A 17672-nucleotide genomic window follows, 5' to 3' on the forward strand; every position below is an offset into this window, starting at 1 on the left:
GGAGGCCGCTCGAATCCTGGGCACGGCTCCACTGTACGACCGGTCGGGTGGGGTCAGCGCCCCACGTCGGCAAGCTTGGCGCGAAGCTGGAGGACGGACTTGGTGTGGATCTGGCTGACGCGGCTCTCGGTGACGCCGAGGACGTGGCCGATCTCGGCCAGGGTCAGGCCCTCGTAGTAGTAGAGCGTGACCACGGTCTTCTCCCGCTCGGGGAGGGTGTTGATGGCGCGGGCGAGGAGCCGGCGCAGTTCGCGGTCCTCGGCGACCTCGACGGGGTTGTCGGCGGCCGTGTCCTCCAGGGTGTCCATGAGGGAGAGGCGGTCGCCCTCGCCTCCGACGTGGAGGAGCTCTTCGAGGGCGACGACGTTGGCGAGGGACAGCTGGCTGAAGACGGCGTGGAGTTCTTCCAGTTGGATGCCGAGTTCGGCGGCGACCTCGCTCTCGCTGGGGGTGCGGCGGAGCTGGGCTTCCAGGGTGGCGTAGGCGCGCTCGACGTTGCGGGCCTTCTGGCGCACGGAGCGGGGGATCCAGTCGAGGGCGCGGAGTTCGTCGATCATCGCGCCGCGGATGCGGGTGATGGCGTAGGTCTCGAACTTGATGGCGCGCTCGACGTCGAACTTCTCGATGGCGTCGATGAGGCCGAACACCCCGGAGGAGACGAAGTCCGCCTGTTCGACGTTGGACGGCAGGCCGACGCTGACGCGTCCGGCGACGTACTTGACGAGGGGCGAGTAGTGCAGGATCAGCTGCTCCCGCAGCCTCTCGTCACCGGTGGCCTTGTAGGAGCGCCACAGCTCGTCGAGGGAGGTCGGCGCGGGTGGCCGCACGGTGCCCCGGGCTGCTGGGGGCACCGCAGCGCGGTCAGACCCGGAGGTGTGCTGGGGCATGCGTTGCCTTGAGCCGTTCTGCTGTCGGGTGCGTCGGTCCGGTGGTCCTGTGGGGAATGCTCGTGAGCGTAGCGTGAGTGCGGTGTCGCGGTGAGCGAACGGGAGCGGATCGCGCCGGTCCGGGTGGACGTGGTCGGCCACATCTTCGATACGGGGGCGTGGCGCGTGTCGGCCCCGCGGATGCGGCCGGGGGAACTCGGTTGCTCATCGGCTCACTTTTTCACCCGTATGCACCGGGTCAAGGACCGCCTCGCCGCGCGTTCGACGCCGGCTTGCCGGTGTTCGTCAACCTCCATCCGTCACCGTCCCGCTCGGCGTGACCGAGGGCGTGGAGTTCGTACAGCCGGGCGAGCGCGTCGTCGGGGGTGGTGCCGGCGCGGCGGGCGATCTCGGTGGTGGGGGCGGGCGGGTGGGCGGGGAGGGCTTCGAGGACCTGGGCGGTGGCGGGGTGGAGGAGGTCGCGGGGGAGGACGGGGCCGCGGCGTGCGGGGGCGAGGTCGCCGATGGCTCCGACGAGTTCGACGATCTCGTCGGCGTCGGTGACGAGGGTGGCCCCGTCGCGGAGGAGTTCGTGGACGCCGGCGGAGAGTGCGCTGGTGACGGGGCCGGGGACGCCCATGGTGTGGCGGCCGAGGCGGGTGGCGGCGCGGGCGGTGACGAGGGAGCCGCTGCGGTGCTGTGCTTCGACGACGACGGTGCCGCGGGTGAGGGCGGCGATGACGCGGTTGCGGAGGATGAAGCGGCTGGGGGTGGGGTGGCTGCCGGGTGGGAGTTCGCCGATGAGGATGCCTTGGTGGGCGATGCGGTCGAGGAGTCCGCTGTGGCCTCGGGGGTAGGGGGTGTCGACGCCGCTGGCGAGGACTGCGGCGGTGGCGCCGCCGGCGGCGAGGGCGCCTCGGTGGGCGGCGCCGTCGATGCCGTAGGTTCTTCCGCCAGTGGGCATCGGGCGCCATTAGGCGTCTGGCGGCCAAGTGCCCTGTTCAGGATGGAGTCGCTAGGAGCAAGCTGTGCAACAGTCATGTTGCATTGCGAACAGTGACTGAACGTGACCGCTTCAGCGTTCCAGAGTCAGGCTCCACCAGCCGAGGGGCTTGGTAGTGGTGCCTGTCGTGTTCTGCTGGAATCCCGCCCTTGTCAGCATCTTCTGGCTCGGAACGTTGTGCATGTGGACCTTGGCCAAGACGTTGATCTTCGCGCTATCCGGTTCTGAGTCCAAGATGTCGTAGAGAGCATCCAGGAGGACTTCGTCGGCGAACTTGCCGCCTTGGCCGCGGTGGCGGACTGCGATGCCGAGCATGACAAGGAGCCTGGTCTGTTCTCCGGCCGGCGGCGTGAAGTCAGGCTGATCGGCCATCCGCGCATGGGTGTAGGCGGCGGCGATGCCTTCACCGTCGTCGGCGATGCGGAAGCGTTGACCGAGGTGACTGGAGGCGTTCGTGTCGGCCCAGGCTTCCTTGTGGAAGTACTTCTCGACCTCACGCTCCCAGGAGAAGGCCCGATCTCTCGGAGGGCGCTTGATCGCGCATTTGAACGCCGCCAGACCCGAGGCGTCCTGCTTCTTGTTCGCGATCTTCCAGATGACAAAGAGGGTCACGGGCGAGGCGGCAGCTTCCTGGTCGGACGGTCTGCAGCGTGAAGTGCCTTGGTCAGGGTGCGGGCCTCTGCCGCCGTCATCGGCGCCTTGATCTGCTCGATCAGCGTCCGCTTGACCTTCCTGACCTGCTTCTGCAGCCTGTTCTTCGCCTTCAGCCTGGGGTCGGCCCCGCCCTTGGTGATGTTTCTGTTGGCTGGCTCAGAGCCCTTGACCACGTTCTTCTGGTTCCGCCGACCCGCATAGGTCAACAGCGCCGTGTTGGTCTTTCCGGGCTTGCTGATGCCCCAGACGATCGTCTTGGAGGCGCGACTGACAGACCGGGCGACACTCTCCGCCCGGCTCAGGTCGTCGTTCGACTTCGCCCTCACCAGTCCAGAGTATCGGGCTCCCTGGCGCCGGGGCAGTGCTCGCGGGCCGCTTCGAGACGATCTCCCCCCTGGCCAGCCAGTCCGCATGCGGTGAATGTGTCCCTGTTCAGGGCAGGGGCTGGCGGCGCCGCGGCAGCGTCCTGACCTTGGCAGCATCGGCATCGCGCCCGGAGAGGGCGGCGTTTTCCAGTGCGAGCTGGTTAAGGGCTGTCGCGTAGATCTTCAGGCGGCTTTCCAGGTGCCGGACCTCTTGCCGCAGGTCGGCGTTCTCCTGTTTGAGGCCCTCGTAGGCGTCGGCGACCCTGACAGAGGCAGCACGCTTCGCCTCGGCTCGGGCAACCTCATCTTGGAATCGATCTTTGAGGTCGGTGTGCTGATGGGTGAGGTGCCAGCGTTTGACATCGGCCTCGATCGCCAGCTGGCTGACGTTGAGGCGGCCGTTCGATCGGTGTGGGGTGCCGGCGAGAAGGCGGTTGATGGCGGCAATGATGTCGCGGCGGACTGGATCTTGCTCACTGTCGAGGGGGAGGACGGTCATGTGCGGGCTCCGAGCTCGTGGTGTTCGATGATCGTGAGGAGACGGTCGAGTTCGTGCTGCTCACGCGCGTGACGGATCACTGGGGCGAGGGGGTCAGCGACGATCTCGGCGAGTTCGGCTGCGCGTTCCTTGTTGATCTCGATGTCGCGGTCGGTGCGGGCGAGGCACTGGCAGTTGGGCCGGCAGTCGTCGACGTCGGGAGTGACCATGGGGTCGTCCGCGGATCCTCTGAGCTGACAGGCCGCGACGGCGGGGTTGAGGACGCAGGTCATGCCCTCGCCATGGTGGATCTGCAGCAGCGGGTTGCCGAGCATGTCTCGGGCTTGCCGTTCGCTCGTGAGGACGCGGCCGGCGAACTCGCGGCTGGCGGCCTGGACGCGGTAGCGGTAGGCGTCGGCGGCGGGCCCGCTGACGTGCTCTCCCTCGAGGAGGCGTCGTTCGTCCTCAGCGATGCCCTCCATCCGGAAGAGCCAGTCCTCATAAGCGTAGTCATCCAGGAATCCGGCCTCGTAAGAGCCCGCATAGCCTTGGAGCATCCTGGTGTAGGTATGTCCGTACTGAACCGACGCGGCGATCAGACCGCGGGGCTTGCGCCGGATGAACCAGGCCAGCGTCCGCCGGAAACGGCTGGGGGCGATCGCTCCGCCGGGGTCCGCCGGGATGCTGTCCTTGCGGCCCATCTGCTGGCAGCGTTCATTGACCCAGGTGGTGAACTTGGCCAGATCTTCGGCGATGGTCCGGTCCGAGCGGGCTTCACCACGGCGTTTGGGTTCCTTGCCGGGCGTCTGCTTGATCGGTTTGAGCCGGTTCGGGAAGAGCAGGTGGCTCTCGTGCAGCCTCTCCAGGATCCCGACCGCCTGGGCGACGACCTCGATGACCACCCAGGGCTCCTCGCGGACGGTTCCCTCCGGGATCTTGTTGCCGTCCTCGTCCTCGGCGCCCTTGAAGTAGAGCCCCTCCATCAACCACAGGCTGGTGGACTCGTCGAGGCGGATGCAACCCCGCCGCAGGTTGAGGACCTCGCCGACACGGGCGCCCGAAAGGTAGGCGACGACGATGAAGCAGGCCGTGCTCAGCAGCCGGGCCAGCCGCGGAACCTCGTCGAACGAGATCCGCGGATGCCAGGGCTCCCCGTCGAGCTCGGCGGTGACGGGGGTGTCGAGATAGACGCCCTCGCCGATGGGCAGCCCTGATTCCATGATCATGCGTCCGGATGCCGTGATCTCGAACGAGTGCGCGCAGTTCAGCTGGGATGCGATGTGTCGCCAGGCGACTTCCAGGGTTCCGTCGTCCCGTCGGGTGCCGGGCAGGCTCTCGCCGCGGCTCCGGAGCCGGTCGATGTAGGCGGCGACGTCGGCCTGTAGCTCGCCGGCCTGTCGTCGGCGCCGTTTGCCTCGCATGTGCTCGGGGCGCCGGGCCATCAGCGTCCGGTGCTCGTCCCAGGCGGCCAGGATGTCCTCGCTGAAGTCTTCCAGGAAGCGGACGGCCCATCGCAGCAGGGTCTGCATGGTGTGCTCGCCGATCCGCTTCGTGCGGTTCTCGCGGTCGCTGCGGGTCTTTTCCAGCAGGACCTGGGTGTCCTCGCCGTCCCAGGGCGGGGCCTCGGGAAGTCGCAGGAAGAACGGCAGCAGGTCGCGCTGGATCCAGAGCCGTCTCACCTCGTTGATGCGCCGGTAGCGCTTGCTGGTGGCGACGTTGTCCGCGTCGAGGGCGTCCAGGTAGTCCCAGAGCATGTCGTCGGTGACCTGGCAGAACTCGGTGATCCCTTGGTCCGCGAGCCACTTCAGAACATGCTGCAGGGCGCCGTAGAAGCAGATCTCGATCGAGTGGAGGGCCACCCGGCCCTTCTTCGAACGCCGCAGCGTGCGGGCCTTTGGATGGTTGATCAGCTGCCAGACGTAGTGCTTCGCCGCCAGCCGCAGCGGCTCGGGGACGATCTCGAAGTTCAGGGACTGGGAACGTGCATGGTCCTCGAAGATCCCTTCATTGAGCTCCCAGCGGTTGTCGGCGAACCGGGACAGCCGGGCCGGGTCGGTGTCCTGCCTGATCTGGCGGTTCATCAGCACGAGCGTGTCCGGGCCCGGCCAGATGGTGCCCTCCGGGAGCCCTTCGGGCTCGCTGAGCGTGATCGGGGCGGGGGATGTCATCGGATGTCGAGCTCTCTGTTCAGCAGGCGATCGGCGAGTTTGTGTTCGGCCGGCCCGGCCGCCTGGCGGGCGTCCTCGACGGCAGTTTCATCGGCCTGGTCCAGCAGGTCGGCCAGCTGCGCGTGTGGGCCTGCGAACCGGCCGGCCCACTGCAGGGGGTCCATCTGCTCGCGTCGCTCGGCGAGCCGGTCGTGGACGAGGACCTGCAGGGGAAGGTGGCGGGGCAGGGCCCTGGCGCATTCGCAGTCCAGGCAGAGCAGGAACGAGGCCCGGCAGGGCTCCCCCGGGTTGTAGGCGCCGCCGGTGTTGTCGGTGCAGGCTCCCAGCACGGTGTCCAGCTCTCCCGCAAGCATCCGCTTGAGCACGGCCGGCTCCAGGCCCATCTCGGCGGCAGTCTCTTCGAGGTTCGCCTGGGCGTCGGCCACCTGCTCGGCAGTCATCGCGATGATCTTGGAACGGGCCCTTGCCTTGGCAACCTCGGAGGTCAAAGTCGCGGCGACGACCTTGCGGTATTCGTTGATGTTGCCTCGGTTGCGGACCAGGTAGCGGGTCGCGGCCGTCCGCTCAGTGTGGGCGACGGGCTTTTGGTGGAGCTCGATGTAGGTGATCCGCAGCGTCTCCAGCCTCAGCGGCTGCATCGGCAGCGGAGTGTCCTCGTCGTCCGTCTCGTCCGAGGGCAGGTTCCAGGTCCTGCCGAGCTTGCTGATCAGGGCTCCGTCCGTCGGGATCGGGCGCCAGCCCCGGCCCTTGCCGCTGCGGCCTCCGCCGCTGGACATGTAGGCGACCAGGAGCCGGTTGCCGCCGGCGAAGCGCCTGGCCTGGGCCGTCAGGTCGTGGACCATCACGTAGAGGCCGAAGGGGGTGTGCAGGATGTCCCGGGTGGCCAGCTCATTCGGCTTCTGCGGGATGCTGATCCAGTCCGGGACCTCCGACAACGCCACATCCATGTAGGCCCGGCTCTGCCGACGTGGCTTGCGCAGGCCGACGATCGCGGTGCCCGGTCCGACACCGCCGTCGGCCCGGTGGTGGGCGGCCGTCATCTTCAAGATCGGCTCCGGGTTCTGGCCGGTCATGACACCGAACAGCACCGCCGCGGCTGCGATCTCCTCCGGCTTGAGATAGAGCCATCCGACGACGTCCGGGATCGTGCCCTTCGACATCACCCAGGTCTCAGGGGCGAACTGAACCCTGCCGGCGGTCTTGCGCATCCGGCGGGGGACGTCACCGACACGGTCGAGATGGTCGAGGATCTGCAGGCGTCGCCGCAGATGGATGTCATCACTGACGTCGAGGTCTCCCGCGCGGAACTGGGCCAGCAGTTCACGGTTGCCGCGGATGCGTGCCTCCGCCGCCCGCAACGCGGTCCGTGCCGCCTGCGCGATCCTCTTCAGCTCGTCCCGGCTGTAGCTGTGAGCCGGCTCGCTGTCGGGTCTTGACGGCATCACGCCGGCAAGCCGGCCCGCCAGAGCGTCGCTGATGCCCGCGGTTCGCAGCAGTAGCTGCCGCACCTCCACCAGTTCATGGCGGGCGGTCTTGATGCCTTCCGCCTTGCGGTGGTCGTAGAACCCGTCGAACTGCTTGGGGGCGATCTCGGCTGCACTCTGCGGCGCCGTCTCCAGCGCCGTGAGGTAGCGGTCGAACTCCACCAAGGCCCGGTAGGACTTGTTGAAGGAGTGGTGAGAGGTCAGTCCCTCGCCGGGAGTGGTGCGGGCGACCAGAGCGGCGATCATCGCCTCGCGCAGGGGCCCGGGCATGGCCAACTTCGACACGTCGTAATCAACGCGCTCCTCCCCGTCCTGGCTGTAGCAGCGGACGATCCGGCGGCCGTCCTCGGCTGTCATCAGGCCGTGGCGGGTCCTGATCCCCTTCGGCAGGGATGCCTTCCGTCCCCGCCGGCTCATTTGGCAACCGCCAGCGGATCGGTGCGGACCCAGGGGTGCTCGGCGAACACGTTGGCCATGAACGAGGCGACCGGGAAGTCGTCAGCGTGGGCCAGCAGGACCTCCACCTCCAGTGTCTTGAAGGGCCCGAGGTAGACGTTCTTGGTCGTCTCGACGTTGCGGTGTCCGAGCATCGTCTGGACCAGATGCCATGTGTTGCCGACCTCCTCACGGAAGTCGCGCTGTTCGTCCTCGGTCAGGTGCCCCAGCCGCGAGTACTTGATCAGCTTGCCAACCGAGTACCACCTCAGCGCGAAGGAGTGCCGCAGCATGTGGGCCGTGCAGCTGAAGTTCTCCAGGCCGAGCGACTCGATCCGCTTGTTCGCGACGTCAAAGGTGTGCTCCCAGCCGCCGCCGTCGCGGGGCAGGCCGTCCTCGTTCAACCACAGAGCCACCGGCTCCAGCCCCTGGTCGGTCTGCTGGAACAGCAGCTTCCGGGTCTGCGGCCCGACATCGTTCCACTCCTCCTTCCGGGAACCGCCGTCAGCCGAGGACATGGTCACCGAGTGCATGCCGTGAAGAGCCAACACCGTGCGCCGGCCGATAATCCGCTCGTAGCGGCCGGCAGCCTGCGCCCGGCGGACCGCTGCCGCCCGGGCGCCCTCGACGTAACTCAGAACCCCGCGCAGGGCTGACCTGGGCATCCAGTACTTGTGCCCGTAGCCGCCCTTCGCGCAGGCCTCGGCGAGTTCACAAGTGAAGAAGCCCCGCCTCCGGTCATAGGCGGGCAGCTCGGGTAGCACCACGCTGGCCCACTCCGAGACGCGCAGGCCGTTGCCGTAGAGGCCGTCGCAGAACGCTCGGTCCCGCTGATCGTTGCGGCCCTTCCACCACGGGTCCGGCCGGCCCTGGAGGTCGAGGCCCCGGATGCCCAGATCAACCCAACGGGCATAACCGCCCGGGTCGAGCCACTTGACGTCCGCGTGCCGGACGATGCTGGGCGCGTCCATGTCCGCGAAAGGGTCAAGGACCCCGAACCGCGCGGCCAGCTTGTAGAACTTCTTCAGCCCGGCCAGGTCGCGGGCGAAGGTCCCGGTCTCCACCGGGTCCTCGTTCGCGGGGTCCGTCACGCGCCAGAACAGGAACTCGGACGCCACCTCGTGGTCGGCGTCCCACCAGTTCACGCCGACGGTAATCAGGTAGTTCAGCCACACCGACAGCGAGTACGCGTAGTCCCGCTGCGTACGCCAGGCCAGCCGCCGCCACTTCGCCGAGCCCAGGCACCAGTTCACCCGCAGATCAGGCCGGCCGTCAGGGCCGATCACGAACCGCTGACCGTCCTGTACGTCCGGGTTCCCCGTGCGACCAGCACGGCCGGGCAGGACCTCGCCGAGCAACTCGGCCACGGCATCCGCCGTACGACTCGGGACGTGCCTATGAAGCTGCCAACACTGGGCACTCGATTCCAACTCCGCCACGTGAGTGACAACGAGCCTTGGCAACAACGGTTACTGGATACAGAACGCTACCGGCTCCGGAGACGACGATCCAGCCGTGGCGGCTGAGGCCGGTGGCGAGGTCGGCGGCGGTGTGGGCGCCGTACGGGGTGCAGGCGCGGGCTCCGACGAGGGCGACGGAGCGGAGGGCCCAGGTGCGGAGGGTGGCGGGGCCTCGGGTCCAGAGGCCGATGGGTCGGGTGTCGCCGAGGTCGTCGAGTTGGGTGGGCCAGTCGGGTTCTGGGGACAGTCTCAGCGTGTTGCCTCAGCCTGAAGTCTGGAGCGTATCAGCGCCGAAGCGAGTCGGTGTCAGTTGCGGTTCGGCATGACGCGGACGACTCCATCGGCTCCGGCGGATTCCCTGAGTTGGTGGTTCTCGACCTCGAGGACATGGATGATCCGGGCCATCTGCTGGATCTTGGTGCGGAGGCTGTCCCGTTCTGCTCGGACCCGGGCCAGGTCCTTCTTCTGCTTGTCGCGCACCTCTCGCTCTTTGTCGGTGAACGGCCGTGGCGGGCTCTGCTGGGCCTTGACCAGGGCATAGAAGAGGTCCTTGAGGCCGGTGTGCTTGTGGGTGAGTTTGTTCCGCCGCAGGCCGGCTTCCTCGGCCAACGTCTTGATCGTGAGCTTTCCGTCGGAACGAAGCGGTGCGCCGACCAGGAGTCGGACCATGGCATCGGTGATCATCTGGATCTCTGCGGCATCAGCGTCGGTCCCCTGCTGGAGGGCGTCGGCAGCGTGGGCGAGGACCGCTCCGACTGTTTCAGCGATGATGGCAGCCTGACCTCCTCGTTCTCCCTCGGTGGCGGGTTCCGTCGTTGCATCGGGGTTCTGGACCGGGTTCATCGGGTCTTCTCACTGCTCGGGCTGCCTGGGATCGCGCTGCTCTGGTGCCGCTCGATGATCTCGACGAAGACTGCTCGCCGTTGTTGCTCCCGGCGTGCGATCGGATAGGGGTCGAGTCCGGCTGCGGCGTCTGCGTCGATCTTGTCGATCTCTGCCTGGATGCTCGCGATGTGGGAGTCGGTGCGGCTGATGTTCGGGCAGGCCAGTTGGCAGCGGGTCCGATCGGGGGTCCGTCGTCTGCCGGTGTTGCTCTGGCCGAGTTCGAGGTCGGGGTCGCAGAGGGCTTTGAAGGCATCGAAGTTGCAGGTCAGGAGGGCTTTCGGGTCTTCATAGACTTGCAGTTTCGGGTTCTTCACCAGGGCCCGGAGTTCTCGTTTGCCCAGGTAGGTGCCGGCGTATCGGTTCTCGAACTCTGTCGCGGCGGAGATGTAGCGGCCGGCTGCGGGCCCGCTGACGCTCTCGCCATCAGCGATGCGTTCGCGCGCTTCGGCGAGGGCGTCAGCCAGGGCCAGGCCCTTCTCGAAGTCGAGGAGCTCGAGCATGTCCGCTTTCGAGCGTCCCGCATACGACTCTCCGATCAACGTCGCGGCGTGGCCGAACTGGACTCCCAGAGCAATGCGTCCGCCTGGCTGGCGGTGGATGAACCAGGCGATGGTTCGCCGGAACCGCCGCAGGACGACCGGGCCCTCAGGGTCTTCCGGGATCAGCTCGTGCGGGCGGTCGTGGCGGATGGCCTGCTGGTTCGCCCAAGTGATGAAGCTCGCGATGCGCTTGGTGGCCATGTCACTGGGCACTGCGTCACCGCCCTCTGCTGAAGGCCGGTGCCCCCTGGAGAAGCTGCGGGAGAAGAGCAGGTCGCCGCTCTCCAACTCCTCGACCACGGCGATGGACCGCGCCACGAACTCGAGGACCACCCAGGGATCGGGGCGGATCTCACCCTCGGGAATCGCGTTGCCCTCGTCGTCGGTGACGCCTTTGAAGTGCCGTCCCGTGATCTTGTAGCGGGAGGTGCCGTCCTCGCGTTCCTCGCGCGTGCAGCAGCCTCTGGTCAGGTGCAGCACTTCCTCGGGACGCATTCCGGACAAGTACGCGGTTGTGATCAGTGACGCCGTGGACAGGTGCAGGACCAGGAAGGTGATCTCGTCGAAGTCCAGCGAATCGGTCCAGGGCCGGTCCGCGATCCGGCTCGTGATCGGGACGTCGAGGGGGGCGTCCAGGCCGAAATGGTGGGGCTCCAGCTCGTGCCGAAGGCGCCGCTGGGCAACGGTGACCTGGTCGGCGTGGACCCCGAGGGTGCCGGCGATGAACTGACGGTTGAGGGAGGGCAGGATTCCTTTGCCGCCCCGGGACCTGACGCTGGCCTTGATCGCGTCTTCCTGGAAGCCTGAGAATCCCGGCAACGGCTTGCCCTGGGCGATCAGCCCTTTCAGGTAGTCGACGACCACCTGGCTGTCCCCGCGGGGCGATGCCTCCTGGGTGCGGTCGAGCAAGCGGCGGCGTTCGCGCCAGGCGGCCAGAATGTCCGGCCCCAGGTCGAGGACCATCCGCAGCGACCAAACCAGCAGAGGCGACATCACCGCCGGGTGGACAATCGGAATGTTGTTCTCGCCGTCGCTCGGGGTGTCCTTCGTGCCGAGGAAGTCGCTCATGACAGCTGCCGGATCCTCCCAGGGAGGCATCACGAGGCGGTCCTGTGACAGCAGGAACGGCGCGTATCCCCAGATCCGGGTGAGGGTCTTCGCCGCCCTCTGGTCGTGGTCCCACGATCTTCCATAGGTTCGGATGTGCTCCGCGTACTCGCCCAGATCCTCTCCGGTCACCGCGGCGAGTTCGGTGATGCCCCGCTTCACGAGCCAGTCGGCGAAGTCGATCCAGAAGCTGAACGTCAGCCGCAGGGCCCTGGGCGACATCACCTTCCGGGAAGCGGTCTCGCGCAGCAGCACCTCGGGGGCGGGGATGTTCATGACAGCCCAGCCCACCCGCATCAGCGAGGCCCGCAGCGGCTCTGGGCAGCGGGCCCAGTTGACGATCTCGGGCTTGACCGTGTCCTTGTGAGTCATGCAGGAAAGACGCCAGGTCAGGTCCCGGAAACGGGGCAACTGGTCCTCGGGGATGTTGGAACGGACCCGGTGAGCGGGCAGGACCAGGTCGTGGGGTGCCGGATCGGCCAGGCGAATGCCGTCGGCCAAGGCGGTCGAGGTCACGGATCGAGCCTCCGGTCGAGCATGCGGTCGATGAGGTCGCGGTCCGCCTGGGCCAGGGTGGACAGAAGTTCCGCTCTGCCGTCCTCGCCGCTGGTGTAGTTGCTCAGGAAGTCGGAGACGCGGTCGTGATGGCCTTGCCAGTCGGCCGCCCAGGCGGCCGCCGTCAACGTCGAGCGGAGCCCCTCGATGACGCGGTGCAGATAGACGATCCGCGGCAGGTCACGCGCGGTCGCCACCGCGTTACGGCAGGCGAAACACAGCAGGAAGGAGACCCCGCAGGGTTTCCCGGCCGGGCCGAAGTCGGAATTCTCGTAGTCGGCGCATGAGGCGACCGGCGTCTTCAGCCGCCCCTTCACGATGCTCATCGCGGTCTCGCGGTCGACGCCCGCGGCTTTGGCGACCTGCTCGGCGTCGTACTCCGTGTCGCCGGTGGCCTGAGCGACCAGCCGCATCTCCACCCGTTCCCGGGCATGCTCGACAGCCTTGACCAGACCAGCTTCCACGACGTCACGTGAGTCCTCGCGGACCGCCTCGTCCTTGAGCAGGTAGTCCTTGTCCTGAGTGGCCGGGGTGTTGTTCCGGGCCCGGCCGTGATGGACCTGAGCGCTGTGCCTCAGCGGTTGAGCACTGATCCTGGGCGGAAGGCGGACTCCCGACGCCCGCTGGCCACGTGCCCAGTCGACGATCGCCTGCTCAAGAGCACTGCCGTCTCGCAGCGAGCCCAGATTCTCCGGTCCACCGCGCCCTCGCCGGGCGAGCAGAAGCATCGGGCTGGGCCGTCCCAGCTTCTCCAGGGTCAGCCTGGCCTGCCGGGTCAGGTCCAGGATCTGTTTCATCGCCCAGCCGCTGCTGCCCTCCCCCGCATCGACGAGATTGTTGCTGTTATGGCGGCGCCTCTTGCCTCGACGGGCCTTGTCCGTGGCCAGCCGGTGAACCGCCGGCGAGGCGGAATCTCCGTCCGCGTTCGGAAACGACGGCACCTTCATCTTCCGCAGCACGGACAGATTCCAGCCCTCATGAACGATCAGCAGCACAGAAGCCGCACCGATCTCCTGGACCGTAGGAAACAGCCTGGCAAGGATGCTCGCGACGCCTTCATCGCCCATCAGACGCCGCGTCTCCCTGGCCAGGACGCGGTTCTTGCCCTCGTAGCGCGGAACGTCCCCGGTGCGACTGATGTGGTCCAGCATCTGCCCCCAGGCCCAGTCCGGGCTCCCCTCGGCCAGTGCCCCGTCGCGCCACCGTTCCATGAGCGCAACGTTCTTCTCGATGCGCAAGCGAGCCGACCGCACCGTCGCGGCGGCTGCGTCACGGACCGTCTTCAGATCCGCCTTCGAGTGAGCGCGCTTCGGCGCCTCCTTCTTCTTCTCAGCAACAGGTCTGCGGCGCGGAACGGCCATGAAGGAGCGTGTCTCGGCCGGCAGCCGCGAACTCGCCTGAAGTACCGATCCGAAGAACCGGCGGCTGGTGACGTCCTGGCTCCAGGACTTCCACCAGAACACATTGATCTGGTCAACCGCAGTGATCGGCGGCTCAGCCGCCGCAGCGTCTCGCAAAAGCTTGCGCAGAACCTTCGACGCAGTCCCGTAAGTGGCTTCGCTGGTCCAACGCGCCCGGCCGTGCCGGGCCAGCAGTTCCACCAGCTCAAGACGCAGACCTTCAGGCCCGGGTGCATCGCTGAAGTCCCAGGTGCCCAGGTCCTCGCCCTTCTCACCGACCGCCCGGACGACCAGGCCCGTCGGATCGAGAACCGCCTCTCGTTCCCACCCTTCCGGAGGCAGGGCCGCCCGCCGCCCCCGCCCCGGCCCCTTCACGCCGCATCCAGGATCAGGCCAGTGCGGGCCGCCAGCTCGGCGATCTTCTCCGCGTCGACCGGGTTGTCCTCGTCGTTGAGGAGAGAATCCAGCTGCAGCCCGCTCACGGGCTCAAGGTAGATGTCCCTGGTGACCTGCTCGTTCTTGTGTCCGAGCATGTCCTTGACCATCGACCAGACCGGCCCGTAGACGTCCTCGTAGTGCCTGCGTTCAGCCGGCGTCAGGCCCAGCCTGCGGTCGAGCGCGTTGTGCAGCGACACCAGAACCCGCAGAGCCATCGAATGCCGCAGCATGTGCGGGGTGGCGAACACGTCGAGCCCCAGAACCTCGCAGCGGTCACTCGCCCGCTCGAAGACCTTGGTCCAGTTCTTGTAGGAGAACGGCATGCCGCTCTCCGTCAACCACAGCATCGCGGGCTCAAGACCGTCTTCGGTACGGATGTAGAGCCTGAGCCGGTCCGCTGCCGTGAGCGTGTCCAGGGATCCCTCGCCCCGGCGGCCGTCCCGCTCGGTCCACAAGACGCTTCTCCGCCTCGTGACCTTGTAGATGATCCTCTGGCCCGGCAGGTCGTCGTACGCACCCCGAGCCTGCGCGACCCGCACCGCCTCTGCCCGCGTGCTCAGCCGGTAGCCCTCCACCCTCTGCAGAGCCGCGTGACTGGCGTAGAACGTGTGCCCAGCCCGCTTGGCGACCTTGTGTCCCACCTTCCCCGAGTAGTAGTTCTGACGGCCGAGCTTGGGAATCTCGCAGGCCAGGATCGTCCCCGCCTCGCGACGGCGCATGCCGCTCGAATACGTCAAGTCAGCGAAGGCGCAATCACGCCCGCCAAGCCGGCCCCGCCATGTGCCGTCCTCCAGACCGTTCGGCATCATGCCGCCCAGGCCCACGTTGCGCCACAAACGAAAGGCCCGCGGCGTCAGCCACTTCACATCGGAATAGACCACGTCGTTCGGCGCCAGTTCCGCAACCTCAGCCTCACCTCCGTCCGGCGTGCGAACCGAACGCATCAGCACCGGGTTGACCTCCACGAACCCCTGTCCGCAAGCGATCTTGTAGAAGAGCGTCAGGGCCGCCAGTTCCTTGGCCCAGGTGGCGCCGCCGATCTTCTCCGGGTTCGCCGCAGCCCGACGGCGCCATTCCTCCCAGTCCTCCACGTCCTCAGGCACTGCCTCGTCCCAGTTCAGGCCGCGCTGCCAAAGAAACGTGAAGAACACCCGGTAGATCGGCGCGTAGGTCTCCTGAGTCCCCTCCGCCTTGGCGGAGAACGCCGACCGTCGAAAGATCTTGCTCAGTCGAGGATCAACCCTCCCCTCTGGCGAGACCAGAATCGGCTGCCGGTCGCGGAACCTCAGCGCCTTCTCCCGCTGCGGCAGATCACCCCACCCAGGTACCTCGCCCTCCCCCGGCGTACCCCCGTCACCCGTCCAGAAGAGCCACCACTCGCCCACAACACAGAACCTCTCCGTCGCAACCCGGCCTGGGGCAACACAGAGTATGTCTACAGAAGTTGAAGTCGCCGGGGATGAGGAAGCGGCCGCCCAGGCGGGTGATGTGGTCGAGGTCGGCTTCGGGTGTGGTGGTGCGGGCGCGGTGGCGCCAGCCGGCGAGGCGGCGGGTGCCGATGTCGGGGAGTGGGGGTTCGCGTGGGTCGCGGAGGAGGGTGAGGAGGGTGGTGGCGCCGTGGGCGCGCAGGGCGTGGCCGGCTTGTTCGTCGCCGGGTTCGATGATGCGGGTGAGGGCGGCGCGGGCGAGTCGTTCGGTGTCGTGGGGGCCGGCGGCCGGCGGTGGGGCGGGGGTGGGGCTGGGGAGCAGTGGGTCGGTGGGGTGGCTGGTCATGGGCGGTCTCCGGTGGTGAGGGGGACGCCTCGGGTGATGCCGGTGCGGAGTTCGAGGGCGTGGGCGATGTCGTCGTGGCCTGGGCGGTCGTGTCCGGCGAGGTCGGCGATGGTCCAGGCGACGCGCAGGACGCGGTCGAGGCCGCGGGCGGTGAGAAGTCCTCGTTCGATGTCGCGTTCGGCGTGGGCGAGGGCGCCGGGGGCGGCGAGGTAGCGGGTGCGGAGTTCGTGGCCGGGGATCTCGCTGTTGAGGGTCCAGGGGGTGCCGGTGAGGCGGGCGGTGGTGCGGGCGCGGGCTTCGCGGACGCGGTCGGCGACGGTGGTGGTGGATTCGCCTCGGCGGCCTTGGCCGAGGAGGTCGGCGCGGGTGACGGGTTCGGCTTCGACGCGGAGGTCGACGCGGTCGAGGAGGGGGCCGGAGAGACGGGCCTGGTAGCGGCGGATGACGGAGGGCGGGCATTCGCAGCCGGCGCCGTGGAGGGTGTGGCGGCCGCAGGGGCAGGGGTTGGCGGCGAGGGCGAGGAGGAAGCGGGCGGGGAGTCGGACGACTCCGGCGGTGCGGGCGATGACGACGTGTCCGGATTCGAGGGGCTGGCGGAGGGCGTCGAGGGATTTCGTGGAGAATTCGGGCGCTTCGTCCAGGAAGAGGACGCCTCGGTGGGCGAGGGAGACGGCTCCGGGTCGGGGGATGCCGTTTCCGCCTCCGACGAGGGATTGCATGGTGGCGGAGTGGTGGGGTGCGCAGTAGGGGGCGCGGCGTACGAGGGGTTCGCCGGGCGGGAGGATGCCGGCGACGGAGTGGACGGCGGTGACTTCGAGGGATTCCTGGCGGTTGAGGGGCGGGAGAATGCCGGGGAGTCGTTCGGCGAGCATGGTTTTTCCGGCGCCGGGTGGTCCGCTGAGGAGGAGGTGGTGGCCGCCGGCGGCGGCGACTTCGAGGGCTCGGCGGGCGGTGTGCTGGCCGGCGACGTCGGCGAGGTCGGGGCCTTCGCCGGGGTCGGGGGCGAGTCCGGTGCCGATGCCGGCGCCGGGGACGAGGAGGCCGGCGAGCATGGCGTCGGGGCGGCCTTGTTCGGTGGGGTCCTCGTCGGGGACGGGTTCGCCGGTGAGGACGGCGATGAGCTGGCGGAGGGTGCGGATGCCGAGGACGGAGACGCCGGGGACGAGGGATGCTTCGCCGGCGGTCTGTTCGGGGACGACGACCTGGTGGTAGCCGGCGTCGGCGGCGGCGAGGACGGCGGGGAGGATGCCGCGGACGGGTCGGACGCGTCCGTCGAGGCCGAGTTCGCCGATGAGGACGAGGTCGGCGATGGAGCGGGGGTCGATGCGTTCGGCCGCGGCGAGGACGGCCGCGGCTACGGCGAGGTCGAAACCGGAGCCGCTTTTCGGGACGGACGCGGGGCTGAGTCCGACGGTGAGTTTCTTCTGGGGCCATTCGGCGCCGGAGTTGACGACGGAGGCGCGGACGCGGTCCCGGCTTTCGCTGAGGCTCTTGTCGGGGAGGCCGACGAGGGTGAAGGCGGCGACGCCGGGTTCGAGGTCGGCCTGGACTTCGACGACGACGCCTTCGACGCCGACGAGGGCGACGGAGCAGGTGCGGGCGAATCCCATCAGGCCACCCCCTGGGCGTGGGTGAGGACGGGGGCGCCGCGGCGGGGCAGGACGATGCCGATGAGGTCGATGCGGACGCCGCCGGCGGGTGGTGGGGTGCCGGTGCGGTCGAGCCAGCAGTGGGCGAGGTGCCGGAGGCGGGCGGCCTTCCGGGTGCTGACGGCGGCCATGGGGTGTTCGAAGTGGCCGATGCGTCGGGTTTTGACCTCGCAGATGACGAGGGTGTCGCCGTGCAGGGCGACGATGTCGATCTCTCCTGTGCGGCCGCAGCGCCAGTTGCGGGCGAGGATGTGCAGGCCGGTGAGGGTGAGCCGGCGGGCTGCCAGCTCTTCTCCGTACCGTCCGAGTGCTCGGGTCGCGTTCATGGGGACCACCTCCGTCACCGACTGTGACGGAAGGGGCCCTGGGCGTGTGCGGGGCTGTGGACGAGGGGGTGGTCGCGGAGGACCGCG

Annotated in this window: 14 protein-coding genes and 2 pseudogenes; all 16 read right to left on the reverse strand. The window is 68.3% G+C overall.

Going from position 1 to position 17672, the window contains the following annotated elements; genetic code table 11:
- Nucleotides 1–53: 53 nt before the first annotated feature.
- The 16 genes and pseudogenes from whiG to ACFYT9_RS14555 all read right to left on the reverse strand — a co-directional run bounded on the left by whiG (nt 54) and on the right by ACFYT9_RS14555 (nt 17585).
- Nucleotides 54–887, reverse strand: coding sequence for an RNA polymerase sigma factor WhiG (gene whiG, locus ACFYT9_RS14480; RefSeq protein WP_376603338.1), 834 nt, complete (start codon nt 885–887; stop codon nt 54–56).
- Between the two features lie 238 nt (nt 888–1125).
- Nucleotides 1126–1818, reverse strand: a pseudogene (locus ACFYT9_RS14485) (DNA-processing protein DprA); the annotation flags it as partial.
- 123 nt (nt 1819–1941) lie between these two features.
- The gene (locus ACFYT9_RS14490; RefSeq protein ID WP_389163497.1) at nt 1942–2481 is read right to left on the reverse strand and encodes a hypothetical protein; all 540 of its coding nucleotides are present in this window, start codon (nt 2479–2481) and stop codon (nt 1942–1944) included.
- Complete coding sequence (locus tag ACFYT9_RS14495) at nt 2478–2849, reverse strand: hypothetical protein (protein ID WP_389163499.1); 372 nt, start codon at nt 2847–2849, stop codon at nt 2478–2480. The genes ACFYT9_RS14490 and ACFYT9_RS14495 overlap by 4 nt, the downstream gene beginning before the upstream one ends.
- A gap of 106 nt (nt 2850–2955) precedes the next feature.
- The gene (locus tag ACFYT9_RS14500) at nt 2956–3387 is read right to left on the reverse strand and encodes a hypothetical protein (RefSeq protein ID WP_389163502.1); all 432 of its coding nucleotides are present in this window, start codon (nt 3385–3387) and stop codon (nt 2956–2958) included.
- Nucleotides 3384–5534, reverse strand: coding sequence for a hypothetical protein (locus ACFYT9_RS14505; RefSeq protein WP_389163505.1), 2151 nt, complete (start codon nt 5532–5534; stop codon nt 3384–3386). Before ACFYT9_RS14505 ends, ACFYT9_RS14500 begins: the two co-directional genes overlap by 4 nt.
- On the reverse strand, nt 5531–7375 hold the full coding sequence (locus ACFYT9_RS14510; RefSeq protein ID WP_389163507.1) for a hypothetical protein: 1845 nt from the start codon (nt 7373–7375) through the stop codon (nt 5531–5533). The genes ACFYT9_RS14505 and ACFYT9_RS14510 overlap by 4 nt, the downstream gene beginning before the upstream one ends.
- 56 nt (nt 7376–7431) lie before the next feature.
- Nucleotides 7432–8820: a site-specific integrase gene (locus tag ACFYT9_RS14515; protein WP_389163510.1), complete on the reverse strand. Its 1389-nt coding sequence runs from the start codon at nt 8818–8820 to the stop codon at nt 7432–7434.
- Nucleotides 8821–8944: 124 nt separating this feature from the next.
- Nucleotides 8945–9151 (reverse strand): annotated as a pseudogene (locus tag ACFYT9_RS14520) (DNA-processing protein DprA); the annotation flags it as partial.
- Between the two features lie 68 nt (nt 9152–9219).
- Nucleotides 9220–9756: a hypothetical protein gene (locus tag ACFYT9_RS14525; RefSeq protein ID WP_389163513.1), complete on the reverse strand. Its 537-nt coding sequence runs from the start codon at nt 9754–9756 to the stop codon at nt 9220–9222.
- Nucleotides 9753–11960 (reverse strand): hypothetical protein, encoded by a 2208-nt coding sequence (locus ACFYT9_RS14530; protein WP_389163516.1) that lies wholly within the window; start codon nt 11958–11960, stop codon nt 9753–9755. Before ACFYT9_RS14530 ends, ACFYT9_RS14525 begins: the two co-directional genes overlap by 4 nt.
- Nucleotides 11957–13774 (reverse strand): hypothetical protein, encoded by a 1818-nt coding sequence (locus ACFYT9_RS14535; RefSeq protein WP_389163519.1) that lies wholly within the window; start codon nt 13772–13774, stop codon nt 11957–11959. Before ACFYT9_RS14535 ends, ACFYT9_RS14530 begins: the two co-directional genes overlap by 4 nt.
- Entirely contained in the window at nt 13771–15222 is a 1452-nt protein-coding gene (locus ACFYT9_RS14540; RefSeq protein WP_389163522.1) for an integrase, read from the reverse strand. The genes ACFYT9_RS14535 and ACFYT9_RS14540 overlap by 4 nt, the downstream gene beginning before the upstream one ends.
- Entirely contained in the window at nt 15191–15610 is a 420-nt protein-coding gene (locus ACFYT9_RS14545; protein ID WP_389163525.1) for a hypothetical protein, read from the reverse strand. The genes ACFYT9_RS14540 and ACFYT9_RS14545 overlap by 32 nt, the downstream gene beginning before the upstream one ends.
- Nucleotides 15607–17220 (reverse strand): YifB family Mg chelatase-like AAA ATPase, encoded by a 1614-nt coding sequence (locus tag ACFYT9_RS14550; protein ID WP_389163527.1) that lies wholly within the window; start codon nt 17218–17220, stop codon nt 15607–15609. The genes ACFYT9_RS14545 and ACFYT9_RS14550 overlap by 4 nt, the downstream gene beginning before the upstream one ends.
- On the reverse strand, nt 17220–17585 hold the full coding sequence (locus ACFYT9_RS14555; protein WP_387274812.1) for a YraN family protein: 366 nt from the start codon (nt 17583–17585) through the stop codon (nt 17220–17222). Before ACFYT9_RS14555 ends, ACFYT9_RS14550 begins: the two co-directional genes overlap by 1 nt.
- Nucleotides 17586–17672 lie beyond the last annotated feature (87 nt).

Source organism: Streptomyces sp. NPDC004435 (assembly GCF_042873895.1).
In the GTDB taxonomy this organism is placed as follows: Bacteria; Actinomycetota; Actinomycetes; order Streptomycetales; family Streptomycetaceae; genus Streptomyces.

What these genes read in the sequence shown, in the direction of transcription:
- ACFYT9_RS14550 (WP_389163527.1), bottom strand. Translation starts at nt 17,220, where the DNA reads ATGGGATTCGCCCGCACCTGCTCCGTCGCCCTCGTCGGCGTCGAAGGC.
- ACFYT9_RS14525 (WP_389163513.1), bottom strand. Translation starts at nt 9,756, where the DNA reads ATGAACCCGGTCCAGAACCCCGATGCAACGACGGAACCCGCCACCGAG.
- ACFYT9_RS14545 (WP_389163525.1), bottom strand. Translation starts at nt 15,610, where the DNA reads ATGACCAGCCACCCCACCGACCCACTGCTCCCCAGCCCCACCCCCGCC.
- ACFYT9_RS14555 (WP_387274812.1), bottom strand. Translation starts at nt 17,585, where the DNA reads ATGAACGCGACCCGAGCACTCGGACGGTACGGAGAAGAGCTGGCAGCC.
- whiG (WP_376603338.1), bottom strand. Translation starts at nt 887, where the DNA reads ATGCCCCAGCACACCTCCGGGTCTGACCGCGCTGCGGTGCCCCCAGCA.
- ACFYT9_RS14505 (WP_389163505.1), bottom strand. Translation starts at nt 5,534, where the DNA reads ATGACATCCCCCGCCCCGATCACGCTCAGCGAGCCCGAAGGGCTCCCG.
- ACFYT9_RS14510 (WP_389163507.1), bottom strand. Translation starts at nt 7,375, where the DNA reads ATGACAGCCGAGGACGGCCGCCGGATCGTCCGCTGCTACAGCCAGGAC.
- ACFYT9_RS14500 (WP_389163502.1), bottom strand. Translation starts at nt 3,387, where the DNA reads ATGACCGTCCTCCCCCTCGACAGTGAGCAAGATCCAGTCCGCCGCGAC.